11 protein-coding genes are annotated in these 16,863 nt (G+C 62.9%); 6 read left to right on the plus strand and 5 right to left on the minus strand.

The window, feature by feature from the left end; translation table 11 throughout:
* Window positions 1–99 precede the first annotated feature (99 nt).
* Window positions 100–1,344: a TCR/Tet family MFS transporter gene (locus tag J2J99_RS15600; protein WP_168297512.1), complete on the minus strand. Its 1,245-nt coding sequence runs from the start codon at window positions 1,342–1,344 to the stop codon at window positions 100–102.
* A 333-nt stretch (window positions 1,345–1,677) separates the two neighbouring features.
* Between J2J99_RS15600 and J2J99_RS15605 the strand changes: the two genes are divergently transcribed.
* Window positions 1,678–2,670, plus strand: a complete 993-nt coding sequence (locus J2J99_RS15605) for an aldo/keto reductase (RefSeq protein WP_168297513.1) — start codon at window positions 1,678–1,680, stop codon at window positions 2,668–2,670.
* Window positions 2,671–2,739: 69 nt separating this feature from the next.
* On the opposite strand, the gene ypfJ is transcribed toward J2J99_RS15605, so the two are convergent.
* Window positions 2,740–3,660 (minus strand): KPN_02809 family neutral zinc metallopeptidase, encoded by a 921-nt coding sequence (ypfJ, locus tag J2J99_RS15610; protein WP_168297514.1) that lies wholly within the window; start codon window positions 3,658–3,660, stop codon window positions 2,740–2,742.
* 231 nt (window positions 3,661–3,891) lie between these two features.
* On the opposite strand from ypfJ, the gene J2J99_RS15615 reads away from it, so the two are divergent.
* Both J2J99_RS15615 and carB read left to right on the plus strand, forming a co-directional pair.
* Window positions 3,892–4,920, plus strand: coding sequence for a zinc-dependent alcohol dehydrogenase family protein (locus tag J2J99_RS15615; RefSeq protein WP_168297515.1), 1,029 nt, complete (start codon window positions 3,892–3,894; stop codon window positions 4,918–4,920).
* Window positions 4,921–5,089: 169 nt separating this feature from the next.
* On the plus strand, window positions 5,090–8,578 hold the full coding sequence (carB, locus tag J2J99_RS15620) for a carbamoyl-phosphate synthase large subunit (protein ID WP_168297516.1): 3,489 nt from the start codon (window positions 5,090–5,092) through the stop codon (window positions 8,576–8,578).
* Window positions 8,579–8,691: 113 nt separating this feature from the next.
* On the opposite strand, the gene J2J99_RS15625 is transcribed toward carB, so the two are convergent.
* Window positions 8,692–10,146 (minus strand): UdgX family uracil-DNA binding protein, encoded by a 1,455-nt coding sequence (locus J2J99_RS15625; RefSeq protein WP_168297603.1) that lies wholly within the window; start codon window positions 10,144–10,146, stop codon window positions 8,692–8,694.
* On the minus strand, window positions 10,146–11,378 hold the full coding sequence (locus J2J99_RS15630) for a putative DNA modification/repair radical SAM protein (RefSeq protein ID WP_168297517.1): 1,233 nt from the start codon (window positions 11,376–11,378) through the stop codon (window positions 10,146–10,148). Before J2J99_RS15630 ends, J2J99_RS15625 begins: the two co-directional genes overlap by 1 nt.
* 264 nt (window positions 11,379–11,642) lie before the next feature.
* Between J2J99_RS15630 and greA the strand changes: the two genes are divergently transcribed.
* Both greA and J2J99_RS15640 read left to right on the plus strand, forming a co-directional pair.
* Window positions 11,643–12,119, plus strand: coding sequence for a transcription elongation factor GreA (greA, locus tag J2J99_RS15635; RefSeq protein ID WP_004672775.1), 477 nt, complete (start codon window positions 11,643–11,645; stop codon window positions 12,117–12,119).
* 28 nt (window positions 12,120–12,147) lie between these two features.
* Complete coding sequence (locus J2J99_RS15640; protein WP_168297518.1) at window positions 12,148–13,206, plus strand: glycosyltransferase family 4 protein; 1,059 nt, start codon at window positions 12,148–12,150, stop codon at window positions 13,204–13,206.
* 222 nt (window positions 13,207–13,428) lie between these two features.
* Here the strand turns inward: J2J99_RS15640 and J2J99_RS15645 are convergent, their stop codons facing one another.
* Window positions 13,429–14,763 carry a dicarboxylate/amino acid:cation symporter gene (locus tag J2J99_RS15645; protein ID WP_168297519.1) on the minus strand — a complete coding sequence of 445 codons (1,335 nt, stop codon included), beginning with the start codon at window positions 14,761–14,763 and terminating at the stop codon, window positions 13,429–13,431.
* A gap of 225 nt (window positions 14,764–14,988) precedes the next feature.
* Between J2J99_RS15645 and J2J99_RS15650 the strand changes: the two genes are divergently transcribed.
* On the plus strand, window positions 14,989–16,863 hold the full coding sequence (locus J2J99_RS15650; protein ID WP_168297520.1) for a sensor histidine kinase: 1,875 nt from the start codon (window positions 14,989–14,991) through the stop codon (window positions 16,861–16,863).

Genomic DNA, 16,863 nt, shown 5'->3' on the forward strand with positions numbered 1-16,863 from the left:
GCAAAATATCCTTCGGACTTAAATCAAAGCCTCGCAAAGAACTACCCCAGAACGGGCAGATGATGAAAAATTCATCATGGCATCACTATTTCTGATTGATCAGCCGGCCGCTTCCAGCGCCTCGGCCGGCTCACGGACCCGAACCCTGGTGAGGAATACCGCGGCGGCCAAGAAGATGAGCACGGCGGCGGTGAGATAAGGCGCACCGGCAAAGGTGACGGCCGCCTCGGGCCGCGTGAAATAACCAAACATCTGTGTGAAGATCAGCGGCCCGACGATCGTGGTGATGCTGCTGAGACTGGTCAGCGCGCCCTGCAACTCGCCCTGCGCCGAAGGCGGCACCTTGCCGGCGGCGATGCTGCGCAGCGGCGGATCGGCGACGTTTTCCATCACGGTCGCGACGATGACGACGTAGACGACCCACCCCTCCCAGGCGAAGGCATAGCCGGTCAGCCCTGCAGCCGAGAAGCAGAGGCCGAGGACAGCCGTCTTCCACTCGCCAAGCAGCGGCACGATCCGCGGCAGGACAAGCCCCATGACGAGCGCGGCGCCGATCCCGTAGATACCGAGCGACAGGCCGATCTGCCCCTCGCTCCAGCCGTAACGATAAGTCGAGACGAACGACCAGACGGAGGGATAGACGGCATGCGCAAGGAAAAACAGGAACATCACGAGGCTGACCCAGCCGATGCCAGGGTAGTGACGCATCTGGCGAAGCGCGCCGAGCGGGTTGGCGCGCTTCCACTCGAAGCGGCGGCGGTTCTTCGCTTCCAGCGTTTCCGGCAGCAGGAAGCAGGCGGCGATAAAATTGAGGAGCGACAGCGCTGCCGCGCCAAGGAACGGCACACGCGGCCCGAACTCTCCGAGGAACCCGCCGATGACGGGGCCGATCGTGAAGCCGACACCGAAGGCGATGCCAATCAACCCGAAATTCTTCGCCCGGTTCTCCTCGGTGCTGATATCGGCGATGTAGGCCGAGCAGGTGGCGAAGCTGCCGCCGCTGATGCCGGCGAGCACGCGGCCGACGAACAGCATCCAGAAGCTGGTGGCGATGCCGCAGATGAAATTGTCGATCGCAAAGGTCAGCACCGAAAGCAGAAGCACCGGCCGACGGCCGAAACGATCGGACAGGTTTCCGAGCAGCGGTGCGAAGAGGAATTGCATCCCGGCGTAGACGAGCATCAGCCAGCCGCCGTCGATCGCCGCATCGCTGACACTGCCGCCGGTCAGTTGCTCCAGATAGGCGGGCAGCACCGGCATGATGATGGCGATGCCGATAATGTCGAGGAAGAGAATGACGAAGACCAGGAAAAGGCCGCGGCGAACGAATTTCGGGTCAAGCATAAGGCATCTCTACAGCGAATTGTTTCTGAAAAGACGATCTCGTCGCCGCTCAAGTGACATAGCTCAGAAAGAAACGTGAAACAATCCGTGAACATTTCAAAGTTTTTGATGCAGCAGCACGGGAAGTTTATGAAATCCCTCAACCGCCGGGCGCAGCGGGGTCGTGGTCAGCTATTGCCCTCGCGGCAACGGCGTCCAGATCACAAAGAGCAGCGTCATTCATTGTGCATTCCCATGCACAGCCCGTTCGGCATCCATCGGATTATCGCCGAGTTGCTTAGGCAGTAAAACGGCATGCGACGGCGCCGCACGGCGCAAATCAAGGAGAAGACAATGCAGACCTATCGCTTGGGAAAGACGGGACCCGAAGTCTCGGTCATCGGCCTCGGCTGCATGGGCATGTCGGGGATGTATGGCCCCTCTGACCGCGCCGAAAGCATCGCGACGATCCATGCCGCGCTCGATGCGGGCGTCAACCTGCTCGACACCGGCGATTTTTATGGCATGGGCCATAACGAAATGCTGATCGGCGAGGCTTTGAAGGGCCGCAGGCGCGAAAATGCCATCATTAGCGTCAAGTTCGGCGCGCTGCGCGATCCTGCCGGCAGCTGGGACGGCATCGATGCCCGCCCGGTCGCGGTGAAGAACTTCCTCGCCTATTCGCTGCAGCGTCTCGGCCTCGATTATATCGACATCTACCGCCCTGCCCGCCTCGATCCGAATGTGCCGATCGAGGACACCGTCGGCGCCATCGCCGATCTGGTGAAATCCGGTCATGTCCGACATATCGGTCTGTCGGAAGTCGGCGCCGAGACGATCCGCCGTGCCGCCGCTGTCGCGCCGATCGTCGATCTCCAGATTGAATATTCGCTGGTCTCTCGCGGCATCGAAGAGAAGATCCTGCCGACGACACGCGAGCTCGGCATCTCGATCACCGCTTACGGGGTGCTCTCGCGCGGCCTCATCAGCGGCCACTGGCAGAAGGGCTTGGCCGCGGCCGGCGACTTTCGCGCCTACAGCCCGCGCTTCCAGGACGGCAATATCGAGCAGAACCTCGCCCTCGTGGAAAAACTCCGCGAGATCGCCGAGGCAAAGAGCGTCTCGGTCGCCCAGATCGCCATCGCCTGGGTCGCCGCCAAGGGCAAGGATATCGTCCCGATCATCGGCGCGCGCCGCCGCGACCGGCTCACCGAAGCGCTCGGCTCACGTGCGGTGGATCTGTCGGCAGACGATTTCGAAGCCATCGAACGCGCCGTGCCGAAGGGCGCTGCCGCCGGCGGGCGTTATCCGGAGCAGATGCTGCAGCATATGGATAGTGAGAAGTAAGGCGTGGGCCGAGGGGCCTGAAGCGAAGGTTTACGCGTGTCGCCCCCTCACGGCAGAACCTTTGCGACCTTAAACCGGCCCCGAGAACGTGTCACAAGCTGATAGCTGGCCGCTGTCGAAGCCGCGTTTGAACCATCGGACGCGCTGCGCAGAGGTGCCGTGGTTGAAACTCTCAGGCACGACGTAACCCTGCGACCGTTTCTGCAGCGTGTCGTCACCGATCTGCTGGGCGGCGTTCAGTGCTTCCTCCAGGTCGCCGGACTCCAGCAGCCCCTTCTGCTGGGTAAATTTGCCCCAGATGCCGGCAAAGCAATCGGCCTGCAGCTCGACGCGCACCGACATCTTGTTGGCATCCTCCTCGCTCATGCGCTTGCGGGCCTCATTGAACTTCGGCAGGATGCCGAGCAGGTTCTGCACATGGTGGCCGACCTCATGGGCGACGACATAGGCTTCGGCGAAATCGCCCGAAGCGCCGAACCGGTCGGAGAGTTCCTGGAAGAAATCCGTGTCCAGATAGACCTTATGATCGCCGGGGCAGTAGAACGGCCCGGTCGCTGCCGATGCCGAGCCGCAGGCCGATGCTGTCGCGCCCGAGAACAGCACGAGGCGCGGCTCCTCGTAGGTCCGGCCCTGCGACTGGAAGATCCCGTTCCACGTATCCTCGGTCTCGGCGAGCACAGTGCGCATGAAGGCGGTCATTTCGTCATTGGCGGGCGTGCGCGTGCCTTCGGACTGGCTCTGCTCGTAGCCGGGGCCGCTCGTCATGCTGCCGGTGTCGAGCACCTGCAGCAGATCGACGCCCATCATCTTGAAGATGAAATAGATGATGACGAGGAAAATGATCGTGCCGATGCTCAACCCGCCGCCAGCGCGGCGAACGCCGCCGCCGGAAGGAAAGCTGAAGCCGCCGCCGCGGCCGAACCCGCCGCTGCTCGGATCGCCGCGGCGATCTTCGATATTGTCGGACTGACGCCGGCCTCTCCATTCCATCTTTTCTCTCCCGGCAATGCCCGTGCTTGCACTCAAGGAATCTATATATCCGTCGACGCAGGGAATTCCAGCTGCTTCATCGGGCGATAGGCCGGCTCTTTGGCACGGCGATCGCAGCGCGGATGCAGCCGGTCGGCACCCGGCTTCACATAAAGAAGACGTCCCAAGCGCTTGACGGGACTCCGGCTTTGGCTCTTCCTGATGACGAGGAGAAAACGGGAGGACAAGCCGATGAAGGCCGTACGCCTGGAAGCAACAGGAAAGTTGGGGCTGTGCGAGATCGAAAAGCCGGCACCAGGCCCGGGCGAACTGCTGGTCCGCGTCGAAGCCTGCGGCATCTGCGGCACCGACCGCCATATCTTCCATGGCGAATTTCCTTCCAAGCCGCCGGTGACGCTCGGCCATGAATTTGCAGGCATCGTCGAGGCGGTTGGAGCCGGCGTGACCGATTTTCTCCCCGGCATGCGCGTGACCGGCGATCCCAACATCTCTTGCGGCGGCTGCGAGGAATGCCGGCGCGGCCGCGTCAATCTCTGCCGAAAGCTGCAGGCGATCGGCATCCACCGCGACGGCGGCTTCGCCGAATATGTCTGCATGCCTGAAAGTCAGGCCTTCGCTCTGCCGACCGATCTCGATCCGCTTCACGGCGCCTTCTGCGAGCCGCTCGCCTGCTGCATCCACGGCGTCGATCTCGCCGGGCTGAAAACCGGCTCGTCGGCCCTGGTGCTCGGCGGCGGCGTCATCGGCCTGCTCACAATTCAGCTGGCACGGCTTGCCGGCGCGACCCGCATCGTGCTGGTGACGCGCAGCGCCGAAAAGCGGCGGCTGGCCGAAAGCCTTGGCGCGACGGCAACGGCCGATCCCGGTAACGTCGATCTCGTTGCCCGTATCATCGCCGAAGACGGGCTTCTGCCCGGCGGCGCCGACGTCGTCTTCGAATGCGCCGGTGTGGCCGAGACGATGCAGCAGGCGCCCCGGCTTGCCCGACGCGGCGGCACCGCCGTCATTCTCGGCGTCATGCCGCAGGGCGCCACGATCGAGATCGAACCCTTCGATCTGCTGTTTCGCGAAGTCGCGCTGATCAGTTCCTTCGTCAATCCCTTCACCCATGCCCGCGCCGCCGATCTCATCGCCTCCGGCAGCGTCAGAGTCGACCCGCTGATATCCAGGCGGATCGGGCTGGAGGAGGCCCCGGACGCGATCACCAATCCGGCCCGCAGCGGCGAAATTCGGGTGCTCGTCGTGCCGGACGAGAAATAGGTTTCACGCCATATCCGGATTCCTGTCGATTCCGCGATTTATGGGGTTCCGTTTGCAAATACATTTGCCTATAAGCCGCTTCTAGCCTGAAAAGACCCAGCATGCGCAACCGACCCGGTGATCTCCACCCTGGCCGGCTTTCTGCGCAGCCAGACAATGGATATCGCCCATGCCGAAGCGCCAAGACATCAAATCGATCCTCATCATCGGCGCGGGACCGATCGTCATTGGCCAGGCTTGCGAATTCGATTATTCCGGCACCCAGGCCTGCAAGGCGCTGAAGGAGGAAGGCTACCGCGTCATCCTCGTCAACTCCAATCCGGCGACGATCATGACCGATCCGGGCTTGGCCGACGCCACTTACGTCGAGCCGATCACCCCCGAGGTGGTCGCCAAGATCATCGCCAAGGAACGCCCGGATGCGCTGCTGCCGACCATGGGCGGCCAGACGGCGCTGAACACCGCGCTTTCGCTGAAGCGCATGGGCGTGCTCGACCGCTACAATGTCGAGATGATCGGCGCCAAGCCCGCCGCCATCGACATGGCCGAAGACCGCGCGCTGTTCCGCGAGGCGATGGCCCGCATCGGCCTGGAAACGCCGCGCTCTATGCTGGCGAACGCCACCGATATCAAGGACCTCGACCGCAAGACGCACGAGGCCGAGCGCAGCAAGCTGCGCGAAAGCCTCTCCGGCTCCGACCTCGACAAGGCATTGGACGAGCTGGAAAACCAGTGGAATCTCGGCGAGAGCGACCGCAAGCAGCGTTATTTGAACCACGCCATGGCGATTGCCGCCCAGGCGCTCGACCATGTCGGCCTGCCTGCCATCATCCGCCCCTCCTTCACGCTCGGAGGCACCGGCGGCGGCATTGCCTATAACCGCTCGGAATTCTTCGAGATCGTCGGCGGCGGCCTCGACGCCTCGCCCACCACCGAAGTGCTGATCGAAGAATCCGTGCTCGGCTGGAAGGAGTTTGAGATGGAGGTCGTCCGCGACAAGGCGGACAACTGCATCATCATCTGCTCGATTGAGAATATCGATCCCATGGGCGTCCATACGGGCGATTCGATCACCGTCGCCCCGGCGCTGACGCTGACCGACAAGGAATACCAAATCATGCGCAACGCATCGATCGCGGTGCTGCGCGAGATCGGCGTCGAGACCGGCGGCTCGAACGTGCAGTTCGCCGTCAACCCGAAGGACGGTCGCCTCGTCGTCATCGAAATGAACCCGCGCGTCTCGCGCTCTTCGGCGCTGGCGTCCAAGGCCACCGGCTTCCCGATCGCCAAGGTCGCTGCGAAGCTCGCCATCGGCTATACACTCGACGAACTGGAAAACGACATCACCGCCGGCGCGACCCCCGCCTCCTTCGAACCGTCGATCGACTATGTCGTCACCAAGATTCCGCGTTTCGCCTTCGAGAAATTCCCCGGCGCCTCGCCGGTTCTGACGACCGCGATGAAATCGGTCGGCGAAGTCATGGCGATCGGCCGTACCTTTGCCGAATCGCTGCAGAAGGCGCTGCGCGGCCTGGAAACCGGCCTGACCGGCCTGGACGAAATCGAAATCCCCGATTTCGAGGAAGGCGAATCCAGCCAGAACGCCATCCGCGCCGCCATCGGCACACCGACACCCGATCGCCTGCGCATGGTCGCCCAGGCGCTGCGCCAGGGCCTCAGCATCGAAGAGGTGCACGAAGGCTGCAAGATCGACCCCTGGTTCATCGCCGAACTCAAGAACATCGTCGACATGGAGGCCCGCATCCGCGAACATGGCCTGCCCGGCGATGCCGCCAACCTGCGCATGCTGAAGGCGATGGGTTTCTCCGACGCGCGCCTTGCGACACTCACCGGCAAGCGCCCGAAGGAAGTCGCCGAACTGCGCAACGGCCTGAACGTCCGCCCTGTCTTCAAGCGCATCGACACCTGCGCGGCCGAATTCGCTTCGCCGACCGCCTACATGTATTCGACCTATGAGACGCCTTTCGTCGGCGCTGCCCGCTCGGAAGCTCAGGTCTCCGACCGCAAGAAGGTCGTCATCCTCGGCGGCGGCCCGAACCGCATCGGCCAGGGCATCGAGTTCGACTATTGCTGCTGCCACGCCGCCTTCGCGCTGAAGGATGCGGGCTATGAAGCGATCATGATCAACTGCAACCCGGAAACCGTCTCGACCGACTACGACACGTCCGATCGTCTCTATTTCGAGCCGCTGACGGCGGAAGACGTGATCGAGATCCTCCGCGCCGAGCAGGAAAAGGGCGAAGTCGTCGGCGTCATCGTCCAGTTCGGCGGCCAGACGCCGCTGAAGCTTGCCGAGGCGCTGGAAAAGAACGGCATTCCGATCCTCGGCACCGCGCCCGACGCGATCGACCTTGCCGAAGACCGTGACCGCTTCCAGAAGCTGCTGATGAAGCTCGACCTCAACCAGCCGAACAACGGCATCGCCTATTCGGTCGAGCAGGCGCGTCTCGTCGCCGCCGAAATCGGCTTCCCGCTGGTCGTGCGCCCGTCCTACGTGCTCGGCGGCCGCGCCATGCAGATCCTGCATTCGGAGGGCCAGTTGCAGACCTATCTGCTCGACACGGTTCCGGAACTGGTGCCCGAGGACATCAAACAGCGTTATCCCAACGACAAGACCGGCCAGATCAACACCCTGCTCGGCAAGAACCCGCTGCTTTTCGACAGCTACCTCACCCATGCTATCGAAGTCGACGTCGACTGCCTTTCCGACGGTACCGATGTCTATGTCGCCGGCATCATGGAGCATATCGAGGAAGCCGGCATCCATTCCGGCGATAGCGCCTGTTCGCTGCCGCCCCGCTCGCTGCCTGTCGAACTGCTCGACGAACTGGAGCGTCAGGCCAAAGCCATGGCGAAAGCGCTGAATGTCGGCGGCCTGATGAACGTCCAGTTCGCCATCAAGGACGGCACCGTCTACGTGCTCGAAGTCAATCCCCGCGCCTCGCGCACCGTGCCCTTCGTCGCCAAGACCATCGGCGCGCCGATCGCCAAGATCGCCGCCCGCGTCATGGCCGGCGAGAAACTCGACGCGACCTTTGCCGCCTATGGCGAAAAGCCCGATCCGCGCAAGCTGACGCACATCGCCGTCAAGGAAGCCGTCTTCCCCTTCGCTCGTTTCCCCGGCGTCGACACGCTGCTCGGCCCGGAAATGCGCTCGACCGGTGAAGTCATCGGCCTCGACACCGATTTTGCGCTCGCCTTCGCCAAGTCGCAGCTCGGCGCCGGCGTCGAGCTGCCGCGTGACGGAACGGTCTTCGTCTCGGTGCGCGACGAGGACAAGCCACGCGTGCTGCCGGCGATCCGCATTCTCGTCGAACAGGGTTTCAAGGTGCTGGCGACCGGCGGCACCGCCCGTTTCCTCGGCGAAAACGGCATCACCGCCACCAAGATCAACAAGGTTCTGGAAGGTCGCCCGCATATCGAGGATGCGATCCGCAACCGCCAGGTCCAGCTCGTCATCAACACCACCGACGGCAACAAGGCGATCTCGGATTCCAAGTCGCTGCGCCGCGCGACGCTGATGCAGAAGGTGCCCTATTATACGACGATGGCCGGCGCCGAAGCCGCCTCCCAGGCGATCAAGGCGCTGAAGGCCGGCAATCTCGAAGTCCGGCCGCTGCAGAGCTACTTCGCCTGAGATCAGGGCAACTCCAGCAAAACTAAGCCCGCGATTTGCGTCCGGAATAGAGTATGAACTGGAACAGCGTCGGCGCTCCTTGAGCGCTGACGATGGGCTCAACCAGAATCAACTTATGCGGACGCCCTCATAAGCCGCTGAATCTCCACCATATCCTCGCGATAACGCGCCATTTCCTCCGCCTTCAGCCGTTCATCGCGAATGCGCAGCAGATAGGACGGATGCACCGTCACGAAGAGCGTGCGCCCGCCTTCGATCGCCATCGCCCTTCCTCTGACATCCTCCAAGCGCTCCTTCACATCGGTCAGCGCCGCAAGCGCCGTCGCCCCCAAAGCGACGATCAGTTTCGGCTTAACGAGCGCTATCTCCAGATCGAGCCACCAGCGGCAATGCTTCACCTCACCCATATTGGGCTTCTGATGGATGCGCCGCTTGCCGCGCGGCTCGTATTTGAAATGCTTGACGGCATTGGTGACATAAAGCGTCGATCGGTCGATGCCCGCCTCCGCAATTGCCTGATCGAAAAGCTTGCCCGCAGGACCGACGAAAGGGCGCCCTGCAATATCCTCCTGATCGCCCGGCTGCTCGCCGACGAACATCACCGCCGAATCGTGCGGCCCCTCCCCGAATACGGTTTGCGTGGCTTTGGCGTGAAGCGGACAACGGGTGCAGACGGCAGCCTCGGCGCGCAGCGCCTCCAGCGTGCCGGCCGGCGCTTCAGGTTCTGGGGGAAGGTTGCGCGCAGCCTGCTGCAGCCGGTCGTGAAACGGCAGCGATCGCGTTGCCTCCCTTGCCGCCATCTTTCGCACCTTGCTTTCGGCCGATGCGATCAAGCCAGGAATGAGATCGGCTTCCGGCAGGTTCTTCCAGTATTTTTTCGGCATTTCCGCCTGCATCGCCTTCACCTTCACCCGAGCCGGATTGAAGATGCTGGCATAATAGGTGCGCCAAAGCTCATCGGTTACGTCGGTAAGATTGAGCTTCTCGCAGGGTTCGTCGCGGATCGTCAGCCGCTCGCCGTCCCAGGCGGCCGAGCCCTTGGGCGTGGCGATCAACCAGTCCATGTCGGTGAAACGCCGTTGGAAGAAGGGTGCCGTGCGCCGGACGATGTGGTGGTCCGGCTCGAACCAGGCGATGAATTTACGCCGCCCGGCCGAAACCGCGCCAACCTCCTTGAAGCGGACGAAGGCGGTCATCTTGTGCGCGTCGCGATGCACGTTTTTCGCCATCAGCCGGGCACGCACGACATCCTCGTCGGAGGTCACTTCGAGCAGCTGCCGGTCCAGCTGCAGCCGCCAGAGCAGGCGGTAAAGCAGGCAAAACCGCGCCGGATCGGAGTGACAGAGAACCGTCTCGGCAAGCTCGATGAAGGCGGGCGACACGGTCATTGGCTTGGATGACGCCGCCGGCGCCGGCGGCATGGCGTCGCGTTGAAACGAGAGATCGGCCTCCGCGCTTCTTTCGCGCCAGTCGATGTCGTCGGGCACGATGCCGGCGGCCGCCAGGGCACGTGCGGCGTCGCGCCATTCGCCAAGTTCACCGCGTCCTGCAAGCACGACCCGGCGCATCACAGCAGAGACAATTGTTCAGGCTGCGGCTCGAACATGGCGCGAAGGTCCGGCCTGTCGATCAGCCGGCGCGGCGACCAGCCTTCCGCCGAGATGAAGGACTGGACCTTCTTGATCGAAACGCCGAGCCGCGAGAGATCATCGAGCCGCAGGCGGCGAAACCGGCGCGCCGAAACGATCGCCTTGACGGTCTTGGTGCCGAGACCGGGCACACGCAGCAATCGTTCACGTTCGGCCCTGTTGATGTCGACGGGAAATTCGCCCCGGTTGGCGAGCGCCCAGGCGAGCTTCGGGTCGAGATTCAGATCGAGCATGCCGCCCGCCTGGTTGGCGGTGATCTCGTCGATGCCGAAGCCATAGAAACGATAGAGCCAGTCGGCCTGGTAGAGCCGGTGTTCGCGCATCAGCGGCGGCTTGATCAGCGGCAGGTTTTTCGACGAATCCGGGATCGGGCTGAAGGCGGAATAATAGATACGCTTCAGGCCATAGCTGCTGTAGAGCCGGCAGCTGGTCGCAAGGATGGTCGCATCACTCGCGCCGTCGGCGCCGACAATCATCTGCGTGCTCTGACCGGCCGGGACGAAACGCTGACGTTTCTTGCTTTTCAGCGTCCGCTCGCCGGCGGCCTCGATCTTCAGCCTGAGATCAGCCATCGAACGCCGGATATTGGCAGGCTTCTTTTCCGGCGCCAAGCGGGTGATGCCGGTATCCGTCGGCAGTTCGATATTGAGCGACAACCTGTCGGCATAAAGCCCCGCCTCCTCGATCAGCCGCGGCGACGCCTCGGGGATCGATTTCAGATGGATATAGCCACGAAAATTATGGGCCACCCGCAATTCGCGGACGATGCGGACCATCTCCTCCATGGTGTAATCGGACGAGCGAATGATGCCGGAGGAAAGGAAGAGACCTTCGATATAATTGCGGCGATAGAATTCCAGCGTCAGCCAGATAACCTCTTCGGGCGTAAAACGCGCCCGTTCGACATTGCTGGACGAGCGATTGACGCAATAGGCGCAGTCGTACACGCAGAAATTCGTCAGCAGGATCTTCAGGAGCGAAATGCACCGCCCATCCGGCGCGTAAGCATGGCAGATGCCCGATCCCTCGGTCGAGCCGAGCCCGCCGCTTGTGCCCGAATCGCGTTTCACCGTGCCGCTGGAAGCGCAGGAAGCGTCATATTTGGCGGCGTCCGAAAGAATGGCCAAGCGTTCTGCGAGCGACTTCTTCATCCCTATGTTCACTATATGTTCTAACGCATGATGTCAATCCGTCGGCTCCCGCCTCTGCTGTTTTCCGGCGCAGCAGTCGATCTCGCAGGGGGTTGCGTTTCATCCATGCGAATTTTCTGGAAATCGACCTTGGCGATCTGCTATAAGCACGTAACTAGGATTGTGGCACGGTTCCGAAGCTCCCCTTCGGGACCTGTTTTCTTTTGTGTGTACCCGACTGCGCGGAGCAAGGGCCGGCGGCCACAGGGAGTGAAGGACAGAAAAATGGTTGATAAGGTACCGATGACACAGGGTGGTTTCGTCAAGCTGCAGGAAGAGCTGCGCTGGCGTCAGCAGGAGGAGCGCCCGCGAATCATCGAGGCGATCGCCGAAGCCCGTGCTCATGGCGACCTTTCCGAAAACGCCGAATACCACGCCGCCAAGGAAGCCCAGAGCCACAATGAAGGCCGCATCACCGAGCTGGAAGACCTGACGGCGCGCGCCGAGGTCATCGACCTGACGAAGATGTCCGGCGACAAGATCAAGTTCGGCGCCAAGGTGAAGCTCGTCGACGAGGACACCGAGGAAGAAAAGACCTATCAGATCGTCGGCGACCAGGAAGCCGATGTCAAAGCCGGCCGCATCTCCATCTCCTCCCCGATCGCGCGTGCGCTGATCGGCAAGGAAGTCGGCGATTCGATCGAGGTCAATGCTCCCGGCGGCTCCAAGGCCTACGAAATCCTCCAGGTTTCCTGGGGCTGATCGCCCGCCCAGCCACGAGACCCATCCCTTGCCTGATATGCGTGACGTCGAGATCATCGCGCCCAATTTCAAGCGCCGGCTCTCCGGCGTCACGTCGACCATCGTCCAGCTCATTCCGTGCCAGATCTGGCTCGGCATGAGGATCGCGACCCTCGGTCCCGGCCTGCCGGAAGGCCTGCCGAAACTGAGATGGTCACAGCTCCCTGGTCTGTGGCGCAGGCCGGCGCGCCGGCGCCATCGCGTCTGGCACGCCCGCCGCAACAATGAGATGGCCGTCGGCATCCTGCTCCGCCATCTCCTGCGCATGCCGCTGAAGCTCATCTTTACCTCGGCCGCGCAACGCCGCCACACCGCCTACACGAAATGGCTGATCCGCCGCATGGACGCGGTGATCGCGACCAGCGACCGTTCCGGCTCCTTCCTCGAAGTACCCCATACCGTCATCCAGCACGGCGTCGATCTGTCCCTGTTCCACCCGCCGGAAACGGCCGAAGATGGCATCGCCGCGACGGGTCTGCCCGGCCGCTATCTTGTCGGCTGCTTCGGCCGCGTGCGCCATCAGAAGGGCACCGATCTGTTCGTCAAGGCGATGATCGAGCTGCTGCCGCAGCACCCGGATTGGACGGCGGTCGTCTCCGGCCGTGTAACCGCGGAGCACGTGGCCTTCGGCGATAAATTGAAGGCCGAAGTCGCCGCCGCAGGCCTCGCCGACCGCATCATCTTCCTGGGCGAAGTGCCCGATATCAAAGTCTGGTATCGCCGCCTGACGCTTTACGTCGCCCCTTCCCGCAACGAGGGCTTCGGCCTGACGCCGCTTGAAGCCATGGCCTCGCGCACCGCGGTCGTGGCCTCGGACGCCGGCGCCTATGCCGAACTCATCGCCGAAGGCGAGACCGGCTCGGTCGTCGCCGCCGGCGACGGTGAGGCGCTGACGCGGGCAATCGCTCGCTATGCCGCCGATCCCGCACTGGCGATTGCCCATGGGGAGAACGCGCTGCGCCACGTCAGGGCGAATTTTGCCCTGGAAAAGGAAGCAACCGCCATAGGCGCCGTCTACGACCGGCTTCTTGGCGGCAATCGCGGCTGAGTGGAGCGAGAAGCGGCCGTCAAATAACGGGGCCGCTGAAAAAATCCGCCAACACTTCCTTTGGCATGCCCAGGCTTGCCCCTGAGCATCTGCCTCGGGTCGATAGGGCAGCAGATCCTCGGCACAGGCCGAGGATGACGACGAGTAGAGAACAAACTCTCAATAAGCGAACGGCCCGTCGGATAACGGGCCGCTGCAAAGATTACCAACAGTCGGGCGGGTTTATTCAGCTGGTTGCAGCCCAGCCGCCGGAGCCGTCTCTTCCGTCTGTCCGCCGAGCGCCGCTGCGAGCTGCGCCGTGTCCAGCTCGTTTTCCCAGCGTGCCACGACGATCGTCGCCACCGCATTGCCGACGAGGTTGGTCAGTGCCCGGCACTCCGACATGAAGCGGTCGATGCCGAGGATGAGCGCCATGCCGGCGACCGGCACGGAGGGCACGACGGAGAGGGTGGCCGCAAGGGTGATGAAGCCGGCGCCGGTGATGCCCGCAGCACCCTTGGAGCTCAGCATCGCTACCAGCAGCAGCAGGATCTGGTCACCCCAGGAAAGATTGATGCCGGTTGCCTGGGCGATGAAGAGGGCTGCCAGCGTCATGTAGATATTGGTGCCGTCGAGATTGAAGGAATAGCCTGTGGGAATGACGAGGCCGACGACCGAGCGCTTGCAGCCGGCCTTTTCCATCTTGTTCATCAGGCCCGGAAGTGCGGCTTCAGAGGACGACGTGCCGAGCACCAGCAGCAGTTCTTCCTTGATGTAGCGCAGCAGCGCCACGATCGAGAAGCCGTTGTAGCGGGCGACCGCGCCGAGTACGATGAAAACGAAGAGCAGCGAGGTGAGGTAGAAGGTGCCGATCAGCATGGCGAGGTTGGCGATCGATCCGACGCCGTACTTGCCGATCGTGAACGCCATGGCGCCGAAGGCGCCGATCGGGGCGGCCTTCATCAGGATGGCAACGAGCTTGAAGACGGGGGCCGTCAGGGCGTTGAGGAAATTGACGACCTGCTCGCCCTTTTCGCCGACCATGGCCAGCGCGATGCCGAAGAGCACCGAGAAGAACAGCACCTGCAGAATATCGCCATCGGCAAAGGCGCCGACGATCGTCGACGGGATGATATTCGTCAGGAAGCCGACGATGCTCTGCTCATGCGCCTTATCGGCAAAAGTGGCGACGGCCTTCGGGTCGAGCGATGCCGGATCGATGTTCATGCCGGCGCCGGGCTGGACGACGTTGGCGACGATCATGCCGATGACGAGCGCCAGCGTCGAGAAGGTCAGGAAGTAGAGCATCGCCTTGCCGGCGACGCGGCCGACCTTCTTCAGGTCGCTCATGCCGGCAATGCCGGTGGCCACCGTCAGGAAGATGACCGGAGCGATCACCATCTTGACGAGCTTGATGAAGGCGTCGCCGAGCGGCTTCAGTTGGGTGCCGAGGTCGGGATAGAAATGACCGAGAATGATACCCGCAGCGATAGCGGCGAGAACCTGGACGTAGAGATGGGAATAAAAGGGCTTTCTACCCTTGCTGTCCGCGACTGCATCGAGTGGTGCTGCGATCATGATGTCCTCCTAAAGGCTCGTCCGGAACGAACTCCGGCCTCCCGAGCCGTTCGCTTCAATCCAACAGCTCAGCCGTTGTTGCACTGATCTTCGCAATCGCCGTGCCAGTTTCGTGCCATCCGCCTAAACCGTTGTGTTTATGTCAGAAAAATCTTCTGACAGGCCAGCGGCCCATCCAAGCAATGCGAAAACCCACACAAATCCATTTGCGTCGCGTGCGGAAAAATGCACAAATCCGCCATGTCCTTGTCAATCTCGCAAAGGCTTTGGCCCTCCCTGCCCTTGCACCACCGCATTCGCCGGATGTGGTGGGCCTATGCGGTGATTGCGCTCTCAGTCGTCGCCGCAGGTCTCTTGGCGGGTGGCGAGGTCGGCCGGCGCCGGGCGGAGGCTGCCCTGGAGGAACAAGCCCGCACCGATGCGAGGATGAACGTGGCGCTGCTGCGCACCGTCCTCGAAAAATACCGGGCGCTGCCCTTCGTGCTGTCGCAAGATGCCGCGCTCGCCGCCGCCCTGGCTGGACGCGACGCCGGCACGTTTCAGCAGTTGAACCGGAAGCTCGAGACACTGGCCGCCGGCACGAAGGCCGCCGTCATCTATGTCATCGACAAGGGCGGAATCGCGGTTTCAGCCAGCAACTGGCGCGAACCGACGAGCTTCGTCGGCAACGACTATCGCTTCCGCGAGTATTTTCAGGGCGCTGTCGCTCGAGGGCAGGCCGAGCATTTCGCGCTCGGCACCGTCAGCAAGAAGCCCGGCCTATATATTTCCGAGCGGATATCAGGCGGTGACGGTCTCCTGGGCGTTGTCGTCGTCAAGGTCGAATTCGACGATATCGAGGCGGATTGGAATGGCTCGGGCGCCCCGTCCTACGTCATCGACGATCGCGGCATCATCCTCATCACCAGCATTCCCTCCTGGCGGTTCATGACGATCGGCCGTATCGCCGAGGATCGGCTGACCGCGATCCGCGAGAGCCTTCAATTCGGCGACGCACCGCTTCAACCGCTGCCGCTCGATACCGTCAGGCACCTTGGCGACAGGCTTGATGTCGTCGAGATCGTTACGCCCGGCGGCGCCGGAAAAACCAGCTTCCTCGATGTGGGGATGCCGATCCCTGCGACCGGCTGGCATCTGCAGCATCTTGTTGCATTGGGGCCGTCCGTCGATGCCGCGGTCCGCGAAACGCGCATGCTGGCGGTGCTCTTGCTTTTGCCGCTCCTGGCGGGTGCAGCCTTCCTCTTGCGCCGCCGCCAGACGACCACCCTCCGAATCTTCAGGGAGCAGCAGGCGCGCGAAGAACTGGAACGGCGCGTGGCCGAGCGGACGCTTGATCTCAGCCAGGCGCGGGATCGGCTGCAGGCCGAGATCGCCGGTCACCGCAGCACCGAGCAGAAGCTGCAGGCCGTACAGCAGGATCTGGTGCAGGCCAACCGGCTGGCAATCCTGGGCCAGGTGGCCGCCGGCGTCGCCCATGAGATCAACCAGCCGGTGGCGACCATCCGCGCCTATGCGGACAATGCCCGCACCTTCCTCGACCGCGGCCAGACGGCGCCCGCCGGTGAAAATCTTCGGAACATCGCCGCTCTGACGGAGCGCATCGGCTCGATCACCGAGGAGCTGAAGAGCTTCGCCCGCAAGGGCCGCGGCAGCGCCGAACCGACAGGCCTGAGGGACGTCATCGAGGGCGCAGTGATGCTGCTGCGCAGCCGCTTTGCCGGCCGCATGGATACGCTCGACATCAAGCTGCCGCCGGCCGAACTGCAGGTCATGGGCAGCAGGATCCGTCTCGAGCAGGTGCTGATCAACCTGCTTCAGAATGCGCTGGAGGCCGTGGCCCCGAAAGCCGACGAGGCGCGCGTCGAGGTCAGGACATCGAATGACCAGGAGATGGTGACGCTGACGGTCGCCGACAACGGCCCCGGCATTTCGCCCGATATCCGCAAGGGCCTGTTCACGCCCTTCAACACCTCGAAGGAAAAAGGTCTCGGCCTTGGACTCGTTATCTCCAAGGATATCGTCGGCGATTACGGCGGCCGGATGGAGGTAGAGAGCGACGGCAGTGGGACAAGGTTCATCGTTCATCTGAGGAAGGCTTGA

This window comes from Rhizobium binae (genome assembly GCF_017357225.1).
In the GTDB taxonomy this organism is placed as follows: Bacteria; Pseudomonadota; Alphaproteobacteria; order Rhizobiales; family Rhizobiaceae; genus Rhizobium; species Rhizobium binae.